This is a genomic window from Streptomyces sp. NPDC018000 (genome assembly GCF_044328025.1).
Classification (GTDB): domain Bacteria; phylum Actinomycetota; class Actinomycetes; order Streptomycetales; family Streptomycetaceae; genus Streptomyces.
Genome location: NZ_JBIRGM010000011.1, coordinates 1 through 21,775, shown reverse-complemented (window position 1 = coordinate 21,775; position 21,775 = coordinate 1). Strand labels below are relative to the sequence as shown.

Here is a 21,775-nt window from a genome sequence, read left to right as displayed (position 1 = left end):
ACAGAACACAGGTCAGGGTGGGCACGCACGGGAGGTGCCCACCCTGACGTGTGTCCGGAACACCAAGCCGAGTACACGCGGCGCCCTTGCTGGGGACAGGGGGCGCTGTTACGCCTGGAGCAGTACTATCCCCGGCCCGGAGGCTCCGCAGGTACGGGGCGGGAATTGATCTCTGTCAACTCGCTGCTGTAGTCAGGGGTTTTGGCATCGGCCACACAAGGTATCCGATGCTTCCCGGGCGCAGGGAAATCATTTGGGTTACACGTTCGGGAGTACGCAACGACATCCGGAAGCCGCCGTCCACGGCGGTGACCCGGGCGCTCCCGTCGTCATGCGCGAGGCCCCACGCGGTGACACGGGCGTCAGGCTCACCGCTGTCGGTTTCGAACTGCTCGACCACGGCGAAGAGGCGGGGTGCGGTGGCGTCGACGAGGGCACGGATCTCGTCGGCGAAGCGGTCAGGAGTGCCAATGGGGAAGGTGTAGGGATAGATGTATCCCTTTCATGGGGAGAGCTTTGGTATTCCGTCGTGTGGGTGGCGTATGGAATGCCTGCGCGAACGGAGGTGGGAGCGGGTGGCGCGAGCGATGCCTCCGACACTGCGGCAGCGGCGCCTGGCAGCCGAACTACGCAAGCTGCGGGAGCGGGCCGGACTCTCATCGACGGTGGCTGCAGCGAGCGTCGGTGTTCAGCAGGCGAGAATGAGCATGATCGAAGCTGGGCGTTATGCGGTGAGCGCTGACCGAGTGCGTGCAATGGCGAACAGTTATTCATGCGATGACGCCGCTCTGGTGGATGCCATGGCAGCGATGACAGGCGGTCGAGAGCGCGGCTGGTGGGACGAGTACCGGGAGCTGCTGCCTGCGCCACTGATCGAGGTCGCGGAGTGTGAGCACTGGGCGACCTCGGTGCGTGTGGGGGTGGTCGTCTCCATGCCGGGACTGGTTCAGACACTGGAGCACGCTCGAGCAGTGTTCGGGCAGAGCGTTCCGCAGTTGCGACCCCATGAGATCGAGCATCGCGCTTCCTTCCGAGTCAAGCGCCAAGCGGTGCTCTTCCGGGAGGACACTTCCCTACACCGACATCGTTCACGAAGCAGCGCTACGTATGCGGTTCGGCGGACCTGAGGTCACTCGAGCGCAGTTGCTTCACATGGCCGCGATGACGGAGCAGGACAACATCACGATCCGAGTGATTCCGTTCGAGTGCCAGGACTTCCCCGCTGCTGGGCAGCCGATCACCTACGTCGCCGGGCAGGTGCCACAGCTGGACACCGTTGTGCTGGACTCGGATCACGGCTGTGATTTCCTCGATGCTGAGGCGCAGCTTGCACGTTATAGATCTGTCCTGGACCGCATGGAGAGCTGCGCGCTCAGCCCGGCGCAAAGCCGGGACTTCGTCCATAAGATCGCTGGAAGTCTCTGAGAGGCCATTTCATATGTCCGAGTACAACTGGCAGAAGTCCTCGTATAGCACCGAAGGCGCGAACTGCGTCAATGTCGCCAGCGCGTCTGATGGCACGTTCCGGCTGCGAGAGAGCGACGAGCCAAACGTGATACTCAGCGCCAGCAGCGCCAGCCTGTCTGCACTGCTCGCGTCGATCAAAGCTGACCGAGTCGCCGGCGCGTAGCGCAGAGGGCAAGGCGAAGCTCCTCTCTGATCTGGACAGGTTGATACTTGGATAGCTGGGCCCCGGACCTGGCAGGTCGAGACTTCATTGCCGAGCGACCCGGTCAGAAGCTGGCCGGAGACATCACGGCCGAGCTCGTCGGCGCCGGCCCCTTCTCCTGAACCAGAGGGCTGAGCAGTCGGCACATATCTGCCTGTCGGCTGGGGTGCTTCCCCGAAATGGCCGCTGCCCACGGCCTCCCCGGGAGAGTCGGCCGTGGGCGGGGGTGTCAGGCGGTGCAGCCGAGCGCCTTCTTCACCTTCGGTACGACATCGACAGTGAAGGACTCGATGTGATCGCGCCGCCGGGTGGCGTCGCCGGTGGACTTGAGACTGACCTCGACATACACGATGGCGTACTTGGCATCGGGCGCTGCGCACTGAGTGCTGACCATGGCGTTGAAGTCGCCCACCGCGCCCAGTCCGTCGAATGGCAGGTCCGCCATTTCCGCCCGGTTTTTGAAGCGGAACTCCTCCGAATCGTCCATCGGGTCGTAGAGCTTGTCGACCTTTTCGAGCAGGAGGTTGACCACGAGCCAATCGTCGACCCAGATGCCGCAGTTGCCCTCGCCCGTGGTCAGGGGATTGCCTAGAACCTGGAGCTTCTTCCCGTCCACCAGGAACGGGTCGAGAGCCTTCTCACTGATGGGGACGCCGCACGCCTCCTTCGGCACGGTGTACTCACGTCCCCCGCCGCACGCACCAAGTGACAGCGCGAGGCAGCAGGCCAGGGCCGAAGCGGTGAGGCGCCGTGATGTCTTCCCGGTCATTGGACGCCCGCCACTCCCTCGGCCTTCTTGTTGCCGTCGTTGGCGGCTTCCCCGATCTGCTTGTAGATGCCGTGGTTCTTTGAGTAGCCCTCGTGGGTCGGATCCTCGGCCCACTCCGTGTTCTCCTTGTACCAGATGTCCGCGATCCTCTGAAGCTCTCGGGTACGCCGCCTGTACGTCTCCTGGTGGTCCGCGGTCGCCTCGCCGCTGATCTTGTTTTGCTCGTCCTCCAGCATCTTCGACGTGACCACGTCCACGAGACGCTGGGCAGCGTCACCGGCCGGATGCCACGGTGTGACGAGGCCGCCGATGACGTGGTACCTTCCGGCCTTCTCCCACGAGGCGTCGGCGAGCTTCTCGCCCTTCTCGTCGTTGGTGGCCTGGTAGCGGGCCTCCTCCAGGAAGCCGATGGTGCGGCCGGCGCGGTCCAGGCTGTCTTCCGGGTGCGCCTTCTCCGTGTAGATGTCGGCCACGACCGCTCCGTGCATCTGCCTGACGAGCTCGCCGTAAGCGTCTCTGTTCCGCGAGATCTGCTTGCTGACCTCCATCAGCTGCCCCGAGTCGAGCTCGTGCCGTGACACCGGATCGCTCATCGCCCTGTGCACCCAGTCGCCGTGGTTACCCATGGCCAGCGCCATGTCGTCGCGCAGCTCGGGGGGGAAGTCGTTGCCCCTGCTGGAGAGGATTCCGAGGGAGCGCTTCATGGCCTCCCGCTGCTCCGGCGAGTGCGGCAGGAACTCCGCGCCGGGATCCTTCGGGTCGGACACACCCGACACAGCCGCGAACATGGCCTTGCCCACCGCGTCCTTGGCCTCGTTCGGGCCATCCTTCAGTGGCGAGTCGTCGAAGTACGGGCGGTCCTTCAGCACCCACTGCGCGTTGTCCTGCGGCTCCTTCGCGTTGAAGAAGTCCGTCGATGCATCCGGGCTGTTGGCGAGTGCTGTGAGGAAGCCTGTCAGCGGGTCCCGGCCGAACTCCGTGTCACCGATGTAGTTCAGCTTCGGCTGCGGCTGCATGCTCCAGAAGTTTCCCGGCAGCCTCATCTCCTTCTCTTTTGCGACCAGCTGGTTGCCGTATTTGTTGAGGAACTGGTCGTCGTAGTCGCCCGTGCGCATGAGGTTGCTCATGATCTGGAAGCCCCAGACTTTCCCTCCCCGGCGGGTGGAGTGCTGCTCGCCCGAGAGCTTCAGCATGTCGTTCTCCCACTGCCGCATGGCAGGGCTGTCCGACTGGGTGGCGCCGCCCAGGACGTGACCCAGGTTCTTCTGGAACTCACCGAGCTGGTTGAGCTGCGTGCGGGTCAGGTTGTTCGGGCTGTCCGGGGTCGAAAGGTCCGCCCAGAACTGCAGCGTCGCCTTCGGACCCAGCTGCGTGGCGAACTGCTCCTGGAACAACGGGTCGTTCTTGTACGAGCCGAGCAAACCGTTCAGCTTCTGGAACTCCGCGGGCGACATCTTGTCGCCCTTCTCCTTGAGGAGTTTGGCCGCTTCATCCGCCTTGTGCAGGGCGTCGATCGCGGCGTCACGATCGCCGTACGAGGCCCCCGAGAAGCCGACCTCGGCCTGGTCGACGATGGCGCGCAGGACGGTTGCCGCCGTTGTGTCGCTCTCCGTCGCCCGGTTCAAGATGCGCTGCACATCGTCCCGCAGGTAATCCATGTCCTGTGGGGAGTGGTCCGGAACCTCGTGACCCTTGGGCGCCTGGTCCGGGTGGATGAGCATGGTTACGGTGAAGCCGCCACCTTCGGCCTTGGTCACCGTGAGGTTCTTCTTGCGGCCCCGCTCCAAGGCCTGATCCAACTGCTCCTTGTAGCTCACCAACTCGTCGCGGGTGTCCTTGAGAATGTCGTGGATGGTCTTCGCCTGGGTACGGGCATCGGAGAATTCGCCCGCCGTCTTGGTGATGAACTCACGCGAGACCGAGGCATTCAGACCAGCCCAGTTGGCCTTGTCCGCCTTCGCCTTCAGATCGTCCCGCGCGTCCGATTCCAGCGTTTCGAGTTTGCCTATCATCCCGTTCCAGGCAGTGACGGCCTGGCCGAGCTGGCCGAAGTCGCCCTGACGCAGCGTTTCGAAGTCCATCAGCGCTGCGTCCTCTCCGTGAATCCGTCGTCCAACGTCGAGATGCTGCTCACGATGTCGTAGACGTAGTACTCGTCACCGGCATGTGCACCCTGGGTGAAATCCATGTGATTGGAAATGTGCGCGCAGGCGTCCAGCAGGCTCTTGAGCTGCTTCTCCCAGCGCTCCTGTACATGGTTGAGCGCGCCGCCCAGCGCGAAGCCCTGGGTGCTCAGATCCTTCGCGGCCGTCTGGCTGATGGACCAGGCGTCACGGCCGCACTTGCCCAGATTGTCGAAGAGCCGGAAAGCGGCGTCACCGACGGCCGCGAGATCCTGCTGACTGACCTTCAGATCATGGCCGGGGGCGGTAATGCTCGGGTCTTCCGGTACACGGTTCAGCTGCATCGCCGCTGAGCGATTCTCGGCAGCCTCCGTCTTGAGCTGCTCCCACTCGTCCCAGGTCATCAGACCCCTTCCCCCGCGTCTTGCCCAGCTGAGTTTGCTGAGATGTTTCGATCTCACACTCGAAACATCGACCATACAACCGAACTTGACGGGAGTTTGACTCCCACCAGACGGTTGCTCGACCGTCGTACCGTGTCAGTCCCGTTGCTCCCGTTGGTTTCGTCAGTCCCGATGGCCGACGGTGTGGTCGTCGGACTGCGTCTCCTGTGCGACGGTATGCCAGACTGCTGGAATCAGCTCTGCCCAGGAGCGGCAGCCGGGCGAGCCGCCGCCCCGATTCCGACGTGGAAAGGGCGCGGAGTGCGAGGCGGGCGGGAACAACCACACTGGCCGGCCCCGCACCCCGCCCCCGCACTCGCTCCTACCGCTCCCCGCCCATGAGCCCCGACTGCACCAGCGGATTCCCCCGGCGCCGCGTGACGAAGACCCCGCGCCCCGGGGGCATCGGGCGCGGCCGTACGTTGCCGAGGACATCCCCCTCGATGGGGTCGCCCGAGAGCATCAGCCCCTGCGCGCCCAGCTCCATGATGCGCTGCATGAAGGACTCGTACAGGGCCCGGCCGGCCCCCGCCGTACTGCGGGCGATGATGAACCGGACGCCGACGTCACGTGAGAACGGCAGCATCTCCGTGAGCTTGGCCAGCGGGTTTCCGCTCGATGTGGAGACCAGGTCGTAGTCGTCGACGACCACGAACACCGTCGGGCCGCTCCACCAGCTGCGTTCGCGCAGCTCCTGCGCCGTGACGTCGGGCGACGGCGTACGACGCTTCATCAGGTCGTACAGCGCGTCCACGTGGTGCTCCATGTTGTTGGACATGGGCACGTACTCCGCCAGGTGCGTCGCAGGCGTGACGTCCAGGAGCGCTCGCCGGTTGTCGATGACGAAGAACTTGCAGTCATTCCCGTCGTACCGCTCGGCCAACTGCTTGATGAGCAGCCGCAGCAGATTGGACTTGCCGGACTCGCTCTCGCCGAACACCAGGAAGAACGGGTCGCGCTCGAAGTCGAGGAAGACCGGCTCCAGGTTGTTCTCGTCGATACCGAACGCGATGCCCTGCTCCGGATGCGCGTAGCCCGCGGGCAGTTGGTGCGCCGGGAGCTCGCGGGGCAGCAGACGGACCGCCGGGGCGGGTGCCGCGGTCCAGTGCCGGGCGACCTCCTGGTTCATTGCCGCCGTCGCCTCGGAGAGGTCGCTGTCGGAGTTGATGCCGTCGATCCGCGGTACCGCGGCCATGAAGTGCAGCTTCTCCGGTGTGAGACCCCGGCCGGGCACGCCGGCGGGCACGTTGACCGCGGCCTTGCGGTCGAGTTCGGAGTCCATGACGTCGCCGAGCCGCAGTTCTAGGCGGTTCATCAAGTGGTCCTTGAGAGTGGCCCGGACCTCCATGGAACGCGACGCCGTGACGATCAGGTGGATGCCGTATCCGAGGCCGCGTGCCGCGATGTCCAAGGCCGCCGCTTCCAGGCCCTCGTAGTCCGTACGGAAGTTGCCCCACCCGTCGATGATCAGGAAGACGTCGCCCCAGGGCTGGTCCGTCGCCGAGATCTCGCCGCGCGCCCGCAGCCTGCGGAAGGTGGCGATGGAGTCGATGCCCGCGCTGCGGAAGTACTCCTCACGCCGCGCCATGATCCCGTACACCTCGGAGACCGTACGCCGCACCCGTTCCGGATCGAGCCGGGACGCGATCCCTCCGACGTGGGGCAGACCGGAGACCGAGGCCATGCCGCCGCCACCGAAGTCGAGCCCGTAGAACTGGACCTCGTGGGGCGTGTGGGTGAGTGCGAAGCCCGCGATGATCGTGCGCAGCAGCGTGGACTTGCCCGACTGCGGACCACCGGTGATCTGCATGTGGCCCGCCGCACCGGAGAAGTCCCGGTAGAGCGTGTCGCGCCGCTGCTCGTATGGCTTGTCGACCACGCCCAGCGGTACGACGAGGCGGCCCGATCCCTCGAACCCGGGCTGGGTCAGCCCACGGCCCTCGACCGCGGACAGCCCCGGCAGGAGCTCGTCCAGCGACGGCGGGTTGTCCAGCGGAGGCAGCCAGACCTGGTGTGCGGAGGCTCCCCGGCCCTCCAGCCGGCGCACGATCACATCGAGCACCGTGTCCGCCAGAGCGTCGTCCTCCGCCGTACGCGCATCGGGTACGGAGGCCCCGGCCTGCGAGCTCGGCTGTACGTACTGCACCGGTACCGGAGCCGCAGTGAACAGCACCGGCCTGCGGTCCAACGGCAGAGGTCCGGAGGATACGGCCGGCTGGGCGCCCGAGCGGTACACCCCCGAGACGTACGCGGCCTTGAACCGCACCATCTCGTCCGTGCCGTACTTCAGGTAGCCCGAACCGGGAACGTTGGGCAGGTGGTAGGCATCGGGCACGCCCAGTGCCGCGCGGGACTCACCCGCGGAGAACGTACGCAGACCGATCCGGTACGACAGATAGGTCTCCAGTCCGCGCAGCCGCCCCTCTTCGAGGCGCTGCGAGGCCAGCAGAAGATGGACGCCCAGCGAACGGCCGATACGCCCGATCTGCACGAACATCTCGATGAAGTCGGGTTTGGCCGTGAGTAGTTCGCTGAACTCGTCGATGACCAGGACGAGGGAGGGAATGGGCTGCAGCGGGGCGCCCGCGGCACGTGCCTTCTCGTAGTCATGGATGTTGGCGTAGTTGCCCGCGTCGCGCAGCATCTCCTGGCGGCGGTTGAGCTCACCGCTGATGGAGTCACCCATGCGGTCCACCAGCGTCAGGTCGTCCGCGAGGTTGGTGATCACCGCTGCGACGTGGGGCATCTGTGCCATGCCGGCGAAGGTGGCACCGCCCTTGAAGTCCGCGAGGACGAAGTTGAGTGTCTCCGAGGTGTGGGTGACGGCAAGGCCCAGTACGAGCGTACGGAGCAGCTCGGACTTGCCGGAACCGGTGGCGCCGACGCACAGGCCGTGCGGCCCCATGCCCTCCTGTGCCGCCTCCTTGAGGTCCAGCATCACCGGGCCGCCGTCCTCGCCGACGCCGATCGGGACACGCAGCCGCTCCGCCTGCGAGCGGGCCCGCCAGGTCCGGCTGACGTCGACCGAGGCGGCGTCGCCGAGATTCAGCAGATCGGTGAACTCCAGGTTGGCGAGGAGCGGTTCGTCGTCGTCGCCGCCCGTGGCCACGTGAAGCGGGGCCAGTTGCCGGGCCAGTGCTTCGGCGGCCTCGTGACTCAGCAGGTCGGGAACGCCGTCGTACACCAGTCCGTGTCCGGACTCCAACTGCAGAGAGTGGGGGTCCACCACGATGGAGAGACCGCCGCGTGCTCCGTTGACCTGGCCCGAGACGATCTCGACGACCGTCACTCCCTGAAGGCCCTCGGCCGCGGCGAGCGCGGACGTCGCCGGGACGGACTGGCCGTCGAGCACGACGACGACATGGGGCTGGTCCAGGAGCGGCTGGCCATCGGGCTGGAAGCGCGGCCGCCCCTCGAGACGGCCCGCGAGCATCTCCTCCAACTCCGCGACACTCGTGGTGATCAGACGACGACTGCCGGCACCGTCGACGGTGCCCAGGACCTGCACGTGCGGCAGCCACTTCGTCCATTCCCAGCGCGGGGCGGCCTCCCGGCCGGTCGCGACGGCGATGATCAGGTCCTCGGGGGAGTGCAGCGAGGCGAGCGCACCGACCATCGCGCGGGCCGTGGAGCGCACGGACTCCGCCTCGCCGCTGATCGTCAGGTGGTAGAAGGCGCGCAGCGAGACGGCCATCGGCAGGCCGTCCAGCGTGCTGTGAACCGTGATGAACTGCTGCATCGCCCCGGCGGTCAGCGGCTCCAGCTCATCGACCGGCGCGGTGTCGGGCGCGACGAGCGGCGTGGCGAGTTCCTGACTGCCCAGGCCGATGCGTACATGCGCGAAGTCCGCGTCACCGACGCGGCGTTCCCACACCCGGCTGCCCTCGGCGACGAGCGCCCACAGCTGTTCCGGGGACGGGTGGAGATAGAACTGCGCGTCGCGCTGCTCGCGGGCCGTCTTCAGTACGGCGCGCCTGGTCTGCGTCAGATACTTGAGATAGTCGCGCCGCATGTCCGCGAGCTGACCCTGGGTGCCGCGCCGGAAGCGGATGATCATCGCAATGGCCATCGCGACCGTGGACGCGATCATGATCATGCCCATGATCCGCATGATCGGGTTCGGCGTCATGAAGAAGAAGACGACGGAACCACCCATGCCGAGCATCGGCAGCAGCTGCATCATCACCCCCTCCTGCTGGCCCCGAGGCAGCTCGGGCGGAGGTTGCAACTGCACCTGCTCGCCCGGAACTTCGGAGGGGAGAACCCGCGGTGGGCGCTTGACGACAATCTGGCTCACAGCTCACCAATTCCCTTGCCGGACGGAACTGTTCCTATCGGCGCCCCCGTGGCGACGGGCTCCGTCCGCGGGAGGATCCTACTGGCGTACGGGATCACCCGAGGGCGATAGGGTGTCGCGACGCGTGTACGCATCCGCTAACTACCGCAAAAAAACGGGTCATTCGGGACGCGGGTTGAGTCCGTGATCCAGGGGTGCGTTCCAGGAGAGTCAGCAGAACCATGAGGGGGAGCAGCACGTGACTATGACGGCCCAAACGGCGGCTACCGGATCCGGTCGGCCGGGTCCCGGAGTTCCGGCCGGCAACGGAACCGGTTTCTGCCGGGTCACGGTCGTCGCGCCCGACAGCCGCGTCGACGTGGCACTGCCCGAGGACATTCCCGTAGCGGACCTCTACCCGGAGATCCTCCGGCTGGCGGGGCAGAGCCCCACCCAGGGCGCACCGGTCGGCTATCACCTGGTACGCCGCGACGGCACTGTCCTCGACGGTGGACGCACCCTGGCCGGCCAGCGCATCCTCGACGGTGAGCTGCTGTCCCTGCGACCCTTCTCCGAGTCGCTGCCCCCCGCGGTCTTCGACGACGTCTCCGATGCCGTCGCCACCGCCGTCGCCCGGGACCGCACCCTCTGGGGCGACAGCCTCACGCGATCAGCCGGGCTCTTCGGCGGGTCGGTCCTGCTGGTCCTGCTCGGTTTCGTGCTGTGGACCTCCGACCCCCGGCACGACATGCACGGCCTGCCGGGCATCCTGGCCGCCGTCACCGCCGTACTCCTTCTCGCGCTCGCCTGTGTACGCGCGCGTGTGTACGCCGACCGTGGATCGTCCATCGCGCTGGGGATCGGCGTACTCGCGAACGCGGCGGTCGCCGGTGCCGGTCTGTTGCCGCTCGGCGAGGGCCAGGGCACCGGCAGGCTCCAGTTCCTGCTCGCCTGCACCGCCGTGCTGGTGGCGGCAGTGATCCTCATGATCGCCGCGCCCGAAGGCGACGGCGCCTTCGTCGCGTTCGTGTTCGCCGCCGCCATCGGCGTGCTGGTGACCTTCGTCGCGATCATGACCGGTATGGAGCCGGCCGAGACCGCGGCCGTGTGCGCTCCTCTCTCCGTAGGGCTCCTCGCCTTCCTGCCCGGACTCTCCACCCGCTTCGCCCGCCTCCCCATCGGCTTCGAGCCGCCCCGTACCACCGTCGGTGACTACGGGACGTCCGACCCGGCGCCGCAGGGCCCGGTCGACGCCGAGCGCATCGCCGCTCAGGCGCGGCGCGGCCACGAGCTGCTCGTCGGCCTGGTCGGCGGATGCGCGCTGGTGGCCGTGGGAGCCGCAGCCGTGCTCGGCTTCTCGGACAGCGTCTGGGGTCAGCTGCTGGCCCTCGCCACGGGCATCGCGATGCTGATGCGCGCCCACCTGTTCCGTTACACCGCCCAGGTCGGCTGCGCCCTGGCGGCGGGTCTCGGCGCACTGGTGCTCCTCGGCCTCGGACTGTCCCTCAACCCGCCGGCGGCGCTGGTGCGCGAGGCGTTCAAGGGGGACACCGCGGGGCTCGACATCCGTACGATCTGGCTCGCCGCCGCGGTCGCGGGCGTCGCCGCGCTGGTCACTGCCGTGGGACTGATCGTGCCGCGCAAGGGACTCACCCCGTTCTGGGGGCGCTTCCTGGAGATCGCCGAAGCGTGCGTGCTCCTGACGCTGCTGCCGCTGTGCCTCGCCGTTTTCGACGTCTACCACTCGATCCGCGCACTCACCAGCTGATCCGCCCCGTACCACGGACGGCCGGGGTCTCGGCGACTGGTATTCTGGCTGACGGCCGTTTGTGTACGCGCTTCCGGATCATCCTGGGAGCTGCGCTCATCGGACCCTCGCCTCCGAGTAACGGAAGACCCCCGAGAACAAGACCGGGGGCACTCGCGGGCGCATCGAACATCAAATGAGGAGTACCGCGTGTCGCTCGACGCCGCTACGAAGAAGCAGATCATGGCCGAGTTCGCCACCAAGGAGGGTGACACCGGCTCCCCCGAGGTCCAGGTCGCGATGCTCTCCCGCCGCATCTCGGACCTGACGGAGCACCTCAAGACGCACAAGCACGACCACCACTCCCGTCGTGGTCTGCTGATCCTGGTCGGCCAGCGTCGCCGCCTCCTGCAGTACCTGGCCAAGAAGGACATCCAGCGCTTCCGTGCGCTCGTCGACCGCCTCGGCATCCGCCGTGGTGCGGCCGGCGGCGCCAAGTAAGGACGCTGTGAGAGGGAGCGGTACCCCGGTTCCAGGGGGCCGCTCCCTTTGCTGTACGTGCAGGACCGGGGTCGTGCTCAGTAACCTGGACGTACAACACCAGAGGGAGGGGAGGCGCGCCATCGCCGCCGCCGGTCCTCGGTAGTGGCCCCCGGGACAACGCCCGGGAGCTTCGATCGAAGACCGGCCCGCACACACGGCGCGCTTCTCCGCACCGTCCTCCGCCACACGGGCGGCAGGACGAAAGACGACGAGTATGGAGAAAACGCTAGTGGAGAACGAGACCCACTACGCCGAGGCCGTTATCGACAACGGAACCTTCGGCACCCGCACCATCCGCTTCGAGACGGGCCGCCTGGCCAAGCAGGCCGCAGGTTCCGCCGTTGCGTACCTGGACGACGACACCATGGTGCTGTCGGCCACCACCGCTTCCAAGAAGCCCAAGGACCAGCTCGACTTCTTCCCCCTCACGGTGGACGTCGAGGAGCGGCAGTACGCCGCCGGCAAGATCCCCGGCTCCTTCTTCCGTCGTGAGGGCCGTCCCTCCGAGGACGCGATCCTCACCTGCCGCCTGATCGACCGGCCGCTGCGCCCCTCCTTCAAGAAGGGCCTGCGCAACGAGATCCAGATCGTCGAGACGATCATGGCACTCAACCCCGACCACCTGTACGACGTGGTCGCGATCAACGCCGCCTCCTGCTCCACGCAGCTGGCCGGCCTGCCCTTCTCCGGCCCGGTGGGCGGCACCCGTGTCGCTCTGATCAAGGGTCAGTGGGTCGCCTTCCCGACGCACACCGAGCTCGAGGACGCCGTCTTCGACATGGTCGTCGCCGGTCGCGTCCTGGAGGACGGCGACGTCGCGATCATGATGGTCGAGGCCGAGGCCACCGAGAAGACCATCCAGCTCGTCAAGGACGGCGCCGAGGCCCCGACCGAAGAGGTCGTCGCCGCCGGTCTCGAAGCCGCGAAGCCCTTCATCAAGGTCCTCTGCAAGGCCCAGTCGGACCTCGCCGCGAAGGCTGCGAAGCCCACCGGTGACTTCCCGGTCTTCCTGGACTACCAGGACGACGTCTTCGAGGCGCTCGCCGCCGCCGTCACCTCCGAGCTGGCCCAGGCGCTCACCATCGCCGGCAAGCAGGACCGCGAGGCCGAGCTGGACCGCGTCAAGGAGGTCGCCGCCGAGAAGCTGCTCCCGGCCTTCGAGGGCCGCGAGAAGGAGATCTCCGCCGCATACCGTTCGCTCACCAAGAAGCTGGTCCGCGAGCGCGTCATCAAGGACAAGGTCCGCATCGACGGCCGTGGCGTCACGGACATCCGTACGCTGGCCGCCGAGGTCGAGGCCATTCCGCGCGTGCACGGCTCGGCGCTGTTCGAGCGTGGCGAGACCCAGATCCTGGGCGTCACCACGCTCAACATGCTCCGCATGGAGCAGCAGCTGGACACCCTTTCCCCGGTGACCCGCAAGCGCTACATGCACAACTACAACTTCCCGCCGTACTCCGTCGGTGAGACCGGCCGCGTGGGCTCGCCCAAGCGCCGCGAGATCGGCCACGGCGCGCTCGCCGAGCGCGCCATCGTGCCGGTGCTGCCGACGCGCGAGGAGTTCCCCTACGCGATCCGCCAGGTCTCCGAGGCGCTGGGCTCCAACGGCTCGACGTCCATGGGTTCGGTCTGCGCCTCCACCATGTCGCTGCTGAACGCCGGTGTGCCGCTCAAGGCCGCCGTCGCCGGTATCGCCATGGGCCTGATCTCCCAGGAGATCGACGGCAAGACCCACTACGTCGCCCTCACCGACATCCTCGGTGCGGAGGACGCCTTCGGTGACATGGACTTCAAGGTCGCCGGTACGAAGCAGTTCGTCACCGCGCTCCAGCTCGACACCAAGCTCGACGGCATCCCCGCCTCGGTCCTGGCCGCCGCGCTGAAGCAGGCCCGCGACGCCCGCCTCCACATCCTCGATGTGATGAACGAGGCCATCGACGTCCCGGACGAGATGTCCCCGAACGCCCCGCGGATCATCACCGTCAAGATCCCGGTGGACAAGATCGGTGAGGTCATCGGCCCCAAGGGCAAGATGATCAACCAGATCCAGGAGGACACCGGCGCCGACATCACGATCGAGGACGACGGCACCATCTACATCGGTGCCGCCGACGGGCCGGCCGCCGAGGCCGCCCGCACCACGATCAACTCGATCGCCAACCCGACCATGCCGGAGGTCGGCGAGCGCTACCTGGGTACGGTCGTCAAGACCACCACCTTCGGTGCGTTCGTGTCCCTCATGCCGGGCAAGGACGGCCTGCTGCACATCTCGCAGATCCGCAAGCTCGCCGGTGGCAAGCGCGTGGAGAACGTCGAGGACGTGCTCGGCGTCGGCACCAAGGTCCAGGTCGAGATCGCCGAGATCGACTCCCGCGGCAAGCTCTCCCTGATCCCCGTCATCGAGGGTGAAGAAGACGAGAAGAAGGACGACGCCGCCAAGTGACGTCCCGTAGTTCCGTGACGACGGCCCGTGCCTCTTCGAAGGCGCGGGCCGTCGCCCGTACCCAAACGCTTCTCAAGGGCACCAACGGCATCGGTACGGTCCGCCGCACCGTTCTCCCCGGCGGCCTCCGAGTCGTCACCGAGACCCTGCCCTCCGTCCGCTCCGCCACCTTCGGGATCTGGGCCAACGTCGGATCGCGCGACGAGACCCCCGCCCTGAACGGCGCGACGCACTACCTCGAACACCTCCTCTTCAAGGGCACGGCCAAGCGCAGCGCCCTCGACATCTCCGCCGCCATCGACGCGGTCGGCGGCGAGATGAACGCCTTCACGGCGAAGGAGTACACCTGCTACTACGCGCGGGTCCTCGACACCGACCTTCCGCTGGCCATCGACGTCGTCTGCGACATGCTGACCGGCTCGCTGATCACCTCCGAGGACGTCGACGCCGAGCGCGGCGTCATCCTCGAAGAGATCGCGATGACCGAGGACGACCCGGGCGACTGCGTGCACGACCTGTTCGCGCACACCCTGCTCGGCGACACCCCCCTCGGCCGCCCGGTCCTCGGCACCGTCGACACCATCAACGCGCTCGACCGCGGCCGGATCGCCCGCTTCTACAAGAAGCACTACGACCCCACGCACCTGGTCGTCGCCGCCGCGGGCAACATCGACCACGCCACGGTCGTACGCCAGGTCCGCAGGGCCTTCGAGCGCGCGGACGCCCTGTCCCGCACCGACGCCGTCCCGGTCGCCCCGCGTGCGGGCTCCCGTACCCTGCGCACCGCGGGTCGCGTCGAACTGCTGAACCGCAGGACCGAGCAGGCCCACGTCGTCCTCGGCGTGCCCGGCCTGGCCCGCACCGACGACCGCCGCTGGGCGCTCGGCGTACTCAACACCGCTCTCGGCGGCGGCATGAGCTCACGCCTTTTCCAGGAGGTACGGGAGAAGCGCGGCCTCGCCTACAGCGTCTACTCGTACACCTCGGGCTTCGCGGACTGCGGACTCTTCGGCGTGTACGCCGGCTGCCGGCCCAGCCAGGTCCACGATGTCCTCAAGATCTGCCGGGAGGAGCTCGACCGGGTAGCGTCCGAAGGACTGAGCGACGAGGAGATCGGCCGCGCCATCGGGCAGCTCTCCGGCTCCACGGTCCTCGGACTGGAGGACACCGGCGCACTGATGAACCGTATCGGCAAGAGCGAACTGTGCTGGGGCGACCAGATGTCGGTCGACGACATGCTGGCCCGGATAGCGCAGGTCACCCCCGATGACGTACGCGCGGTGGCGGGAGAGGTCCTCGGACACCGCCCCTCGCTCTCCGTCATCGGCCCGCTCAAGGACAAGCAGGCCGACCGCCTCGACGAAGCGGTCTCCTAACTCCACCCGTAAGGAAGCAGAGCAATGAGCAAGCTGCGTGTGGCCGTTCTCGGCGCCCAGGGCCGTATCGGATCCGAGGCGGTACGAGCCGTCGAGGCCGCCGACGACATGGAGCTGGTGGCCGCTCTGGGGCGCGGCGACAAGCTGGAGACCCTCGCGGAATCCGGCACCCAGGTCGTCGTCGAGCTCACCACCCCCGCGTCGGTGATGGGCAACCTCGATTTCTGTATCCGGCACGGCATCCACGCCGTCGTCGGTACGACGGGCTGGTCCGACGAACGGCTCGCGCAGCTGAACACCTGGCTCTCCGGCTCCCCGGAAACCGGTGTGCTCATCGCGCCGAACTTCTCCATCGGCGCCGTCCTCACGATGAAGTTCGCGGAGCAGGCCGCCCGCTACTTCGAGTCCGTCGAAGTCGTCGAACTGCACCACCCCAACAAGGTCGACGCCCCCTCGGGCACCGCCACCCGCACAGCCGAGCTGATCGCCGAGGCCCGGAGGAAGGCCGGCTGCGCCCCGCAGCCGGACGCCACCACCACGGCCCTGGACGGTGCCCGTGGCGCGGACGTCGACGGAGTCCCGGTCCACGCGATCCGGCTCCGCGGTCTCCTGGCCCATCAGGAAGTACTGCTCGGTGGCGAGGGCGAGACCCTCACCATCCGCCACGACTCCCTGCACCACAGCAGCTTCATGCCGGGCATCCTGCTGGGCACACGCCGCGTGGTGACCACTCCCGGCCTCACGTTCGGCCTGGAACACTTCCTCGACCTGAACTGACTGAGCCCTGCCATGCGCGCAAAGATCACTTACTTCGTCACCGCTGCCGTCCTGGTCTTCTACTTCGCCCTGGTCGGCAGCCGTGGCGTCCTGCTCATCAATCACGGCACGCTGCTGACGGTCACCTTCGGGGTCGCGGTGCTGATCCTGCCGTTGATCGGTATCTGGTTCCTCTGGAAGAACACCCAGTTCGTGGCGCGCGCCAACGCGCTGGCCGCGGAACTGGACGCGGAGGGCGGCCTGCCGGTCGACGAACTGGTCCGCACCCCGTCCGGCCGCATCGACCGTGCCTCGGCCGACGCTGTGTTCGCACGCCGCCGCGAGGAGACGGAGGACTCCCCGGACGACTGGCGCTGCTGGTTCCGCCTGGCCGTCGCCTACCAGGACGCCAGGGACACCCCCCGCGCCCGAAAGGCCATGCAGCGCGCCATCGCTCTGCACAGGAAGCCCGCCCGGCCCAGCACGTCCTGACCCGGGCCGGTGGGCCGTCCGGCCAGATCATCAAGCCCGGCCGGTGAAATCAAGCCCCTGCGGACCTTGAGGACGGAACGACCACCGGACGGCCCCGGCAGCCACACGCCTCAGCCCCGCCGATACTCGTCCCCCCACGCCTCAACCGTGTCGGCCGCACGGTCGAATGCCTCACCCCGGCCCAGGAAATCCGCATTGCCGTCGGTGAGCAGGGGCGGAAGCGCCTTGCCCTCCTCGCGTACGACGACCAACGCCTGCCCCTGCACCGTGCGCGGCAACCCGAGCCACTTCACCGGCTGCTGCACCGTACGGACGGCCGCGACGTGGTCCCACGGCACGGTCGTCGTCGCGAAGAAGCCGACCCGGCGCACCCCGTGCCGGCTCACCCAGGCACCGACCCGCAGCAGCCGCAGGGCACAGCCGACGACCACGACGGCGAGCCCCAGACACACGGCGGCACCCGGCATCGCTCCGGCGAACGCGGTGATCATCCCCGCGAGCAGGACGAACGACGCGAGCAGCAGCAGGGAGGCCGCAGCCGCAACCCGCCAGGGTCCTGGGCGGTACGGACGCCGCCAGCTGTCGCGGTCGTCGAACGGCAGCGCGATGTCCTCAACGCTCGCGTCAGACGCGTGGTCGGCCGTCAGAAAGGGCAGGGGCACGACTGATCCTCACTCACAAGCACGCTCGATTGCTGTGCCCGGTGAGGCTACCGAGGAGGCCGCCGACCAGACCAACTGAGGGGGCCCGCAGGAGTCAGTATCCCTGGCCGGCCTCGGTCTGCTGGCTGTGCGAGGGCCCCTGGGCGGGGCTCAGGGCGGGCAGGCCGAGGATCAGCGACCCGACGAGACCTGCGACGACCGTCAGCCCGACAAGGGAACGGCCGGCCAGCTGCGAGACGGTAGCGCGCTCCCGCGCGGGCGGGGTGACGTTACTGCGGAATCGGTCGGCCTCGGCTACGAACGAGAACGGAACGGATTCACGCCGGCGGAACATGAGGAAACTCTCCTTGAACTCTCTGACGGATGCTGCTACTAAGTCAGACGCACGGCAGACCGCTTCGGTGCCCCGAATCGCCGAATTCGTCGAAGAATTCCCTGCACGACCCTTCCGGCCCTCGTTGTCAGTGGCGGCCCGTAGAGTGGGCGCCGCCCGAGCGACGCAATTGGAAGGACCCCGCCGGTGACCGAGACCCCCGAGCCCGCACAGCCCTGCTTCCGCAGCGATGTCACCGTTGACCTGGTGAAACACGCGGCAGGCGACTCCGACGTCCTGTTCGCGGCCCGTGTCTCCACGGCCGGTGAGCAGTCCCTGGAGGAGGTCACCAAGGACCCTGAGCGGTCCAAGGGGCTCATCAACTTCCTGATGCGTGACCGGCACGGCAGCCCGTTCGAGCACAATTCGATGACCTTCTTCATCAGCGCCCCGATCTTCGTGTTCCGCGAGTTCATGCGCCACCGCGTCGGCTGGTCGTACAACGAGGAATCAGGCCGCTACAGGGAGCTGGAACCGGTCTTCTACGTTCCGGGGGAGTCCCGCAAGCTCGTGCAGCAGGGCCGCCCCGGCAAGTACGAGTTCGTCGAGGGCACCCAGGCCCAGCAGGAGCTCACCGGCCGCATCATGGAGGACTCCTACCGCCAGGCGTATGAGGCGTACCAGGAGATGCTCGCCGCAGGAGTGGCCCGTGAGGTCGCCCGCGCGGTGCTACCCGTCGGCCTGTTCTCCTCGATGTATGCCACATGCAATGCCCGTTCGCTGATGCACTTCCTCGGCCTGCGCACCCAGCACGAGCTGGCGAAGGTGCCGTCCTTCCCGCAGCGGGAGATCGAGATGGTCGGCCAGCAGATGGAGGAGCACTGGGCCCGGCTCATGCCGCTCACCCATGCAGCCTTCAACAAGAACGGACGCGTAGCCCCGTAAGCGGTGTCCGTATTGCGGCGTTTCGTGAAGTTCATCTAGGCTGATCAAACGGACCCGGCACTGCTTGAACCCCCGAGCAGGCAGTGCCGGGCTCCTACTGCGTGTCCCCCCGAGGGGGCATTGGGCGCTGAGCAACGAGTAGCGTGTTACCCATGGCTCCGATCTCCACTCCGCAGACCCCCTTCGGGCGGGTCCTCACCGCTATGGTCACGCCCTTCACGGCGGACGGTGCACTCGACCTCGACGGTGCCCAGCGGCTCGCCGCCCATCTGGTGGACGCAGGCAATGACGGCCTGATCGTCAACGGCACCACTGGTGAGTCCCCGACCACCAGCGACGCGGAGAAAGATCAGCTCGTAAGGGCTGTACTGGAAGCAGTGGGAGACAGGGCCCACGTCGTCGCCGGCATCGGAACCAACGACACCCACCACAGCGTCGAGCTCGCCCGCACGGCTGAACGCTCCGGCGCCCACGGCCTCCTCGCGGTGACGCCGTACTACAACAAGCCGCCGCAGGAAGGCATCTTCCGCCACTTCACGGCCATCGCCGAGGCCACCGGTCTGCCGGTGATGCTCTACGACATTCCCGGCCGCAGCGGTGTGCCCATCGACACAGAGACGCTGGTACGGCTCGCCGAGCACCCGCGCATCGTCGCCAACAAGGACGCGAAGGGCGACCTCGGCCGTGCCAGCTGGGCCATCGCCCGGTCCGGCCTCGCCTGGTACTCCGGCGACGACATGCTGAACCTGCCGCTGCTCTCGGTCGGCGCCGTTGGATTCGTCTCCGTCGTCGGCCATGTCGTCACCCCGGACCTGCGGGCCCTCATCGAGGCGTACCTCGGCGGCGACGTCCAGAAGGCCACGGAGATCCACCAGAAGCTCCTGCCGGTCTTCACCGGCATGTTCCGTACCCAGGGCGTGATCACCACCAAGGCCGCACTGGCCCTCCAGGGCCTTCCCGCGGGCCCCCTGCGCCTTCCTCTGGTGGAACTCACCGCACAGGAAACGGCGCAGCTCAAGATCGACCTCGCCGCCGGTGGGGTAGAGCTCTAACCACAGACTTCACAACTGAATAAGCGAAGAACACTCGCAAGAGCGACAACGCAGACAACAGCAAGTGCACGATTGACATGCGCGCCACGTGCCCAAGCGGTACGTGGCGTGCGTGGTAAGGAGAGTCTTTTGAGTCATCCGCATCCCGAACTCGGCACCCCGCCGAAGCTCCCGAAGGGCGCCCTCCGGGTCACGCCGCTCGGCGGCCTCGGCGAAATCGGCCGCAACATGACGGTCTTCGAGTACGGCGGCCGCCTGCTCGTCGTCGACTGCGGAGTTCTCTTCCCGGAGGAAGAGCAGCCCGGAATCGACCTGATCCTGCCGGACTTCACCACGATCCGGGACCGTCTCGACGACATCGAGGGCATCGTCCTCACGCACGGCCACGAGGACCACATCGGTGGTGTCCCGTACCTGCTGCGACTGAAGCCGGACATCCCCCTCATCGGCTCCAAGCTGACCCTCGCGCTGATCGAGGCGAAGCTCCAGGAGCACCGCATCCGTCCGTACACCCTCGAAGTCGCGGAGGGCCAGCGCGAGCGCATCGGCGTCTTCGACTGCGAGTTCATCGCGGTCAACCACTCCATCCCGGATGCTCTCGCGGTCGCCATCCGCACACCTGCGGGCATGGCCGTCGCAACCGGTGACTTCAAGATGGACCAGCTCCCGCTGGACGGCCGGCTCACCGACCTGCACGCGTTCGCCCGGCTGAGCGAGGAAGGCATCGACCTTCTCCTCTCCGACTCGACCAACGCGGAGGTCCCCGGCTTCGTACCGCCCGAGCGGGACATCTCCAACGTCTTGCGCACGGTCTTCGCCAACGCCCAGAAGCGCATCATCGTGGCGAGCTTCGCCAGCCATGTGCACCGCATCCAGCAGATCCTCGACGCGGCACACGAATACGGCCGCAGGGTCGCCTTCGTCGGGCGCTCGATGGTCCGCAACATGGGCATCGCCCGTGATCTCGGCTATCTGAAGGTCCCCGCGGGCCTGGTGGTCGACGTCAAGACCCTCGACGATCTGCCGGACGACGAGGTCGTGCTGGTCTGCACGGGATCCCAGGGCGAGCCGATGGCCGCACTGTCCCGTATGGCCAACCGCGACCACCAGATCCGCATCGTCCAGGGCGACACGGTGATCCTGGCGTCGTCCCTGATCCCGGGCAACGAGAACGCGGTCTACCGCGTGATCAACGGCCTGACCCGCTGGGGCGCCAATGTCGTCCACAAGGGCAACGCCAAGGTCCACGTCTCGGGCCACGCCTCGGCCGGCGAGTTGCTGTACTTCTACAACATCTGCAAGCCGAAGAACCTGATGCCGGTCCACGGCGAATGGCGCCACCTCAGGGCCAACGCCGAACTGGGCGCCCTCACCGGTGTACCCAAGGACCACATCGTCATTGCCGAGGACGGCGTCGTCGTCGACCTCATCGACGGCAAGGCCAAAATCGTCGGCAAGGTCCAGGCGGGTTACGTATACGTCGATGGCCTCTCGGTCGGCGACGTCACCGAGACCTCTCTCAAGGACCGCCGCATCCTCGGCGACGAGGGCATCATTTCGGTCTTCATCGTGGTCGACAGCACCTCCGGCAAGATCACGGGCGGTCCCTACATCCAGGCCCGTGGTTCCGGTATCGACGACTCGGCATTCAACGCCGTCGTACCGAAGATCGAGGACGCGCTCAACAAGTCCGCCCAGGACGGCGTGGTGGAGCCCCACCAGCTCCAGCAGCTCGTCCGCCGCTCGGTGGGCAAGTGGGTCTCCGACACCTACCGCCGGCGACCGATGATCCTTCCCGTCGTCGTCGAGGTCTGACCCCGACAGGCGCGAACTCCGGAGCGGGGCCCCCGATTTGCATCGGGGGCCCCGCTCCAGTACGTTTACGGCTCCGCCTGACGGGGAAGCACCGCGCACACTCATGTGCCCCGGGCACCCCGAACGGGACGGAAATTCCGACTCAGAACTTCTGATAAAGTCGGATCCGCCGAAAGGCAAAGGCCACTCCAACGGCCACCGGAATTCAAATTCGGACCGGAAACGGGGCGAAAAAAGAATCTGGTAAGGTTGGAACCGCCGGAAAGGGAAACGCGAAAGCGAAGAACTGGAAAGCGGCCCCGCTTCGACCGGGAATCGGACACGAAAGAGTCTGATAGAGTCGGAAACGCA

The 21,775-nt window shown here is 67.2% G+C and carries 16 protein-coding genes and 1 pseudogene; 11 read left to right on the top strand and 6 right to left on the bottom strand.

Going from position 1 to position 21,775, the window contains the following annotated elements; all coding sequences use genetic code 11:
- The first annotated feature begins 587 nt into the window (after nucleotides 1-587).
- A pseudogene (locus ACH4EW_RS21860) lies at nucleotides 588-1,425 on the top strand (helix-turn-helix transcriptional regulator).
- Nucleotides 1,426-1,438: 13 nt separating this feature from the next.
- Nucleotides 1,439-1,630 (top strand): DUF397 domain-containing protein, encoded by a 192-nt coding sequence (locus ACH4EW_RS21855; RefSeq protein ID WP_398259291.1) that lies wholly within the window; start codon nucleotides 1,439-1,441, stop codon nucleotides 1,628-1,630.
- 268 nt (nucleotides 1,631-1,898) lie between these two features.
- Here ACH4EW_RS21855 and ACH4EW_RS21850 read toward each other — a convergent pair whose 3' ends face one another.
- The 4 genes from ACH4EW_RS21850 to eccCa form a co-directional block, all read right to left on the bottom strand.
- On the bottom strand, nucleotides 1,899-2,438 hold the full coding sequence (locus ACH4EW_RS21850) for a hypothetical protein (RefSeq protein WP_398259289.1): 540 nt from the start codon (nucleotides 2,436-2,438) through the stop codon (nucleotides 1,899-1,901).
- The gene (locus ACH4EW_RS21845) at nucleotides 2,435-4,519 is read right to left on the bottom strand and encodes a hypothetical protein (protein ID WP_398259287.1); all 2,085 of its coding nucleotides are present in this window, start codon (nucleotides 4,517-4,519) and stop codon (nucleotides 2,435-2,437) included. Before ACH4EW_RS21845 ends, ACH4EW_RS21850 begins: the two co-directional genes overlap by 4 nt.
- Nucleotides 4,519-4,965: a hypothetical protein gene (locus ACH4EW_RS21840; protein ID WP_398259285.1), complete on the bottom strand. Its 447-nt coding sequence runs from the start codon at nucleotides 4,963-4,965 to the stop codon at nucleotides 4,519-4,521. Before ACH4EW_RS21840 ends, ACH4EW_RS21845 begins: the two co-directional genes overlap by 1 nt.
- A gap of 361 nt (nucleotides 4,966-5,326) precedes the next feature.
- On the bottom strand, nucleotides 5,327-9,301 hold the full coding sequence (gene eccCa / locus ACH4EW_RS21835) for a type VII secretion protein EccCa (protein WP_398259283.1): 3,975 nt from the start codon (nucleotides 9,299-9,301) through the stop codon (nucleotides 5,327-5,329).
- 244 nt (nucleotides 9,302-9,545) lie between these two features.
- Here eccCa and eccD point away from each other — a divergent pair, with 244 nt between their 5' ends.
- The 6 genes from eccD to ACH4EW_RS21805 all read left to right on the top strand — a co-directional run bounded on the left by eccD (nucleotide 9,546) and on the right by ACH4EW_RS21805 (nucleotide 16,637).
- Complete coding sequence (eccD, locus tag ACH4EW_RS21830) at nucleotides 9,546-11,048, top strand: type VII secretion integral membrane protein EccD (RefSeq protein ID WP_398259555.1); 1,503 nt, start codon at nucleotides 9,546-9,548, stop codon at nucleotides 11,046-11,048.
- 189 nt (nucleotides 11,049-11,237) lie between these two features.
- A complete protein-coding gene (gene rpsO, locus ACH4EW_RS21825) occupies nucleotides 11,238-11,528 on the top strand; it encodes a 30S ribosomal protein S15 (protein WP_189546018.1) in 291 nt (96 codons plus the stop codon).
- Between the two features lie 271 nt (nucleotides 11,529-11,799).
- Nucleotides 11,800-14,013: a polyribonucleotide nucleotidyltransferase gene (locus ACH4EW_RS21820; protein WP_398259553.1), complete on the top strand. Its 2,214-nt coding sequence runs from the start codon at nucleotides 11,800-11,802 to the stop codon at nucleotides 14,011-14,013.
- Nucleotides 14,010-15,389, top strand: a complete 1,380-nt coding sequence (locus ACH4EW_RS21815; RefSeq protein ID WP_398259280.1) for a M16 family metallopeptidase — start codon at nucleotides 14,010-14,012, stop codon at nucleotides 15,387-15,389. The genes ACH4EW_RS21820 and ACH4EW_RS21815 overlap by 4 nt, the downstream gene beginning before the upstream one ends.
- A gap of 24 nt (nucleotides 15,390-15,413) precedes the next feature.
- Nucleotides 15,414-16,166, top strand: a complete 753-nt coding sequence (gene dapB / locus ACH4EW_RS21810; RefSeq protein WP_398259278.1) for a 4-hydroxy-tetrahydrodipicolinate reductase — start codon at nucleotides 15,414-15,416, stop codon at nucleotides 16,164-16,166.
- 12 nt (nucleotides 16,167-16,178) lie between these two features.
- The gene (locus ACH4EW_RS21805) at nucleotides 16,179-16,637 is read left to right on the top strand and encodes a hypothetical protein (protein WP_398259276.1); all 459 of its coding nucleotides are present in this window, start codon (nucleotides 16,179-16,181) and stop codon (nucleotides 16,635-16,637) included.
- Nucleotides 16,638-16,747: 110 nt separating this feature from the next.
- On the opposite strand, the gene ACH4EW_RS21800 is transcribed toward ACH4EW_RS21805, so the two are convergent.
- Together ACH4EW_RS21800 and ACH4EW_RS21795 are read right to left on the bottom strand one after the other, a co-directional pair.
- Entirely contained in the window at nucleotides 16,748-17,299 is a 552-nt protein-coding gene (locus tag ACH4EW_RS21800) for a hypothetical protein (protein ID WP_398259274.1), read from the bottom strand.
- A 94-nt stretch (nucleotides 17,300-17,393) separates the two neighbouring features.
- Entirely contained in the window at nucleotides 17,394-17,633 is a 240-nt protein-coding gene (locus tag ACH4EW_RS21795) for a hypothetical protein (RefSeq protein ID WP_398259272.1), read from the bottom strand.
- A 186-nt stretch (nucleotides 17,634-17,819) separates the two neighbouring features.
- On the opposite strand from ACH4EW_RS21795, the gene thyX reads away from it, so the two are divergent.
- From thyX to ACH4EW_RS21780, 3 genes are all read left to right on the top strand, one after another.
- Nucleotides 17,820-18,557, top strand: a complete 738-nt coding sequence (thyX, locus tag ACH4EW_RS21790; RefSeq protein ID WP_398259270.1) for an FAD-dependent thymidylate synthase — start codon at nucleotides 17,820-17,822, stop codon at nucleotides 18,555-18,557.
- Between the two features lie 152 nt (nucleotides 18,558-18,709).
- Nucleotides 18,710-19,609, top strand: a complete 900-nt coding sequence (gene dapA, locus ACH4EW_RS21785; protein WP_398259268.1) for a 4-hydroxy-tetrahydrodipicolinate synthase — start codon at nucleotides 18,710-18,712, stop codon at nucleotides 19,607-19,609.
- A 129-nt stretch (nucleotides 19,610-19,738) separates the two neighbouring features.
- Nucleotides 19,739-21,424 carry a ribonuclease J gene (locus tag ACH4EW_RS21780; protein ID WP_398259266.1) on the top strand — a complete coding sequence of 562 codons (1,686 nt, stop codon included), beginning with the start codon at nucleotides 19,739-19,741 and terminating at the stop codon, nucleotides 21,422-21,424.
- The last annotated feature ends 351 nt before the right edge of the window (nucleotides 21,425-21,775 follow it).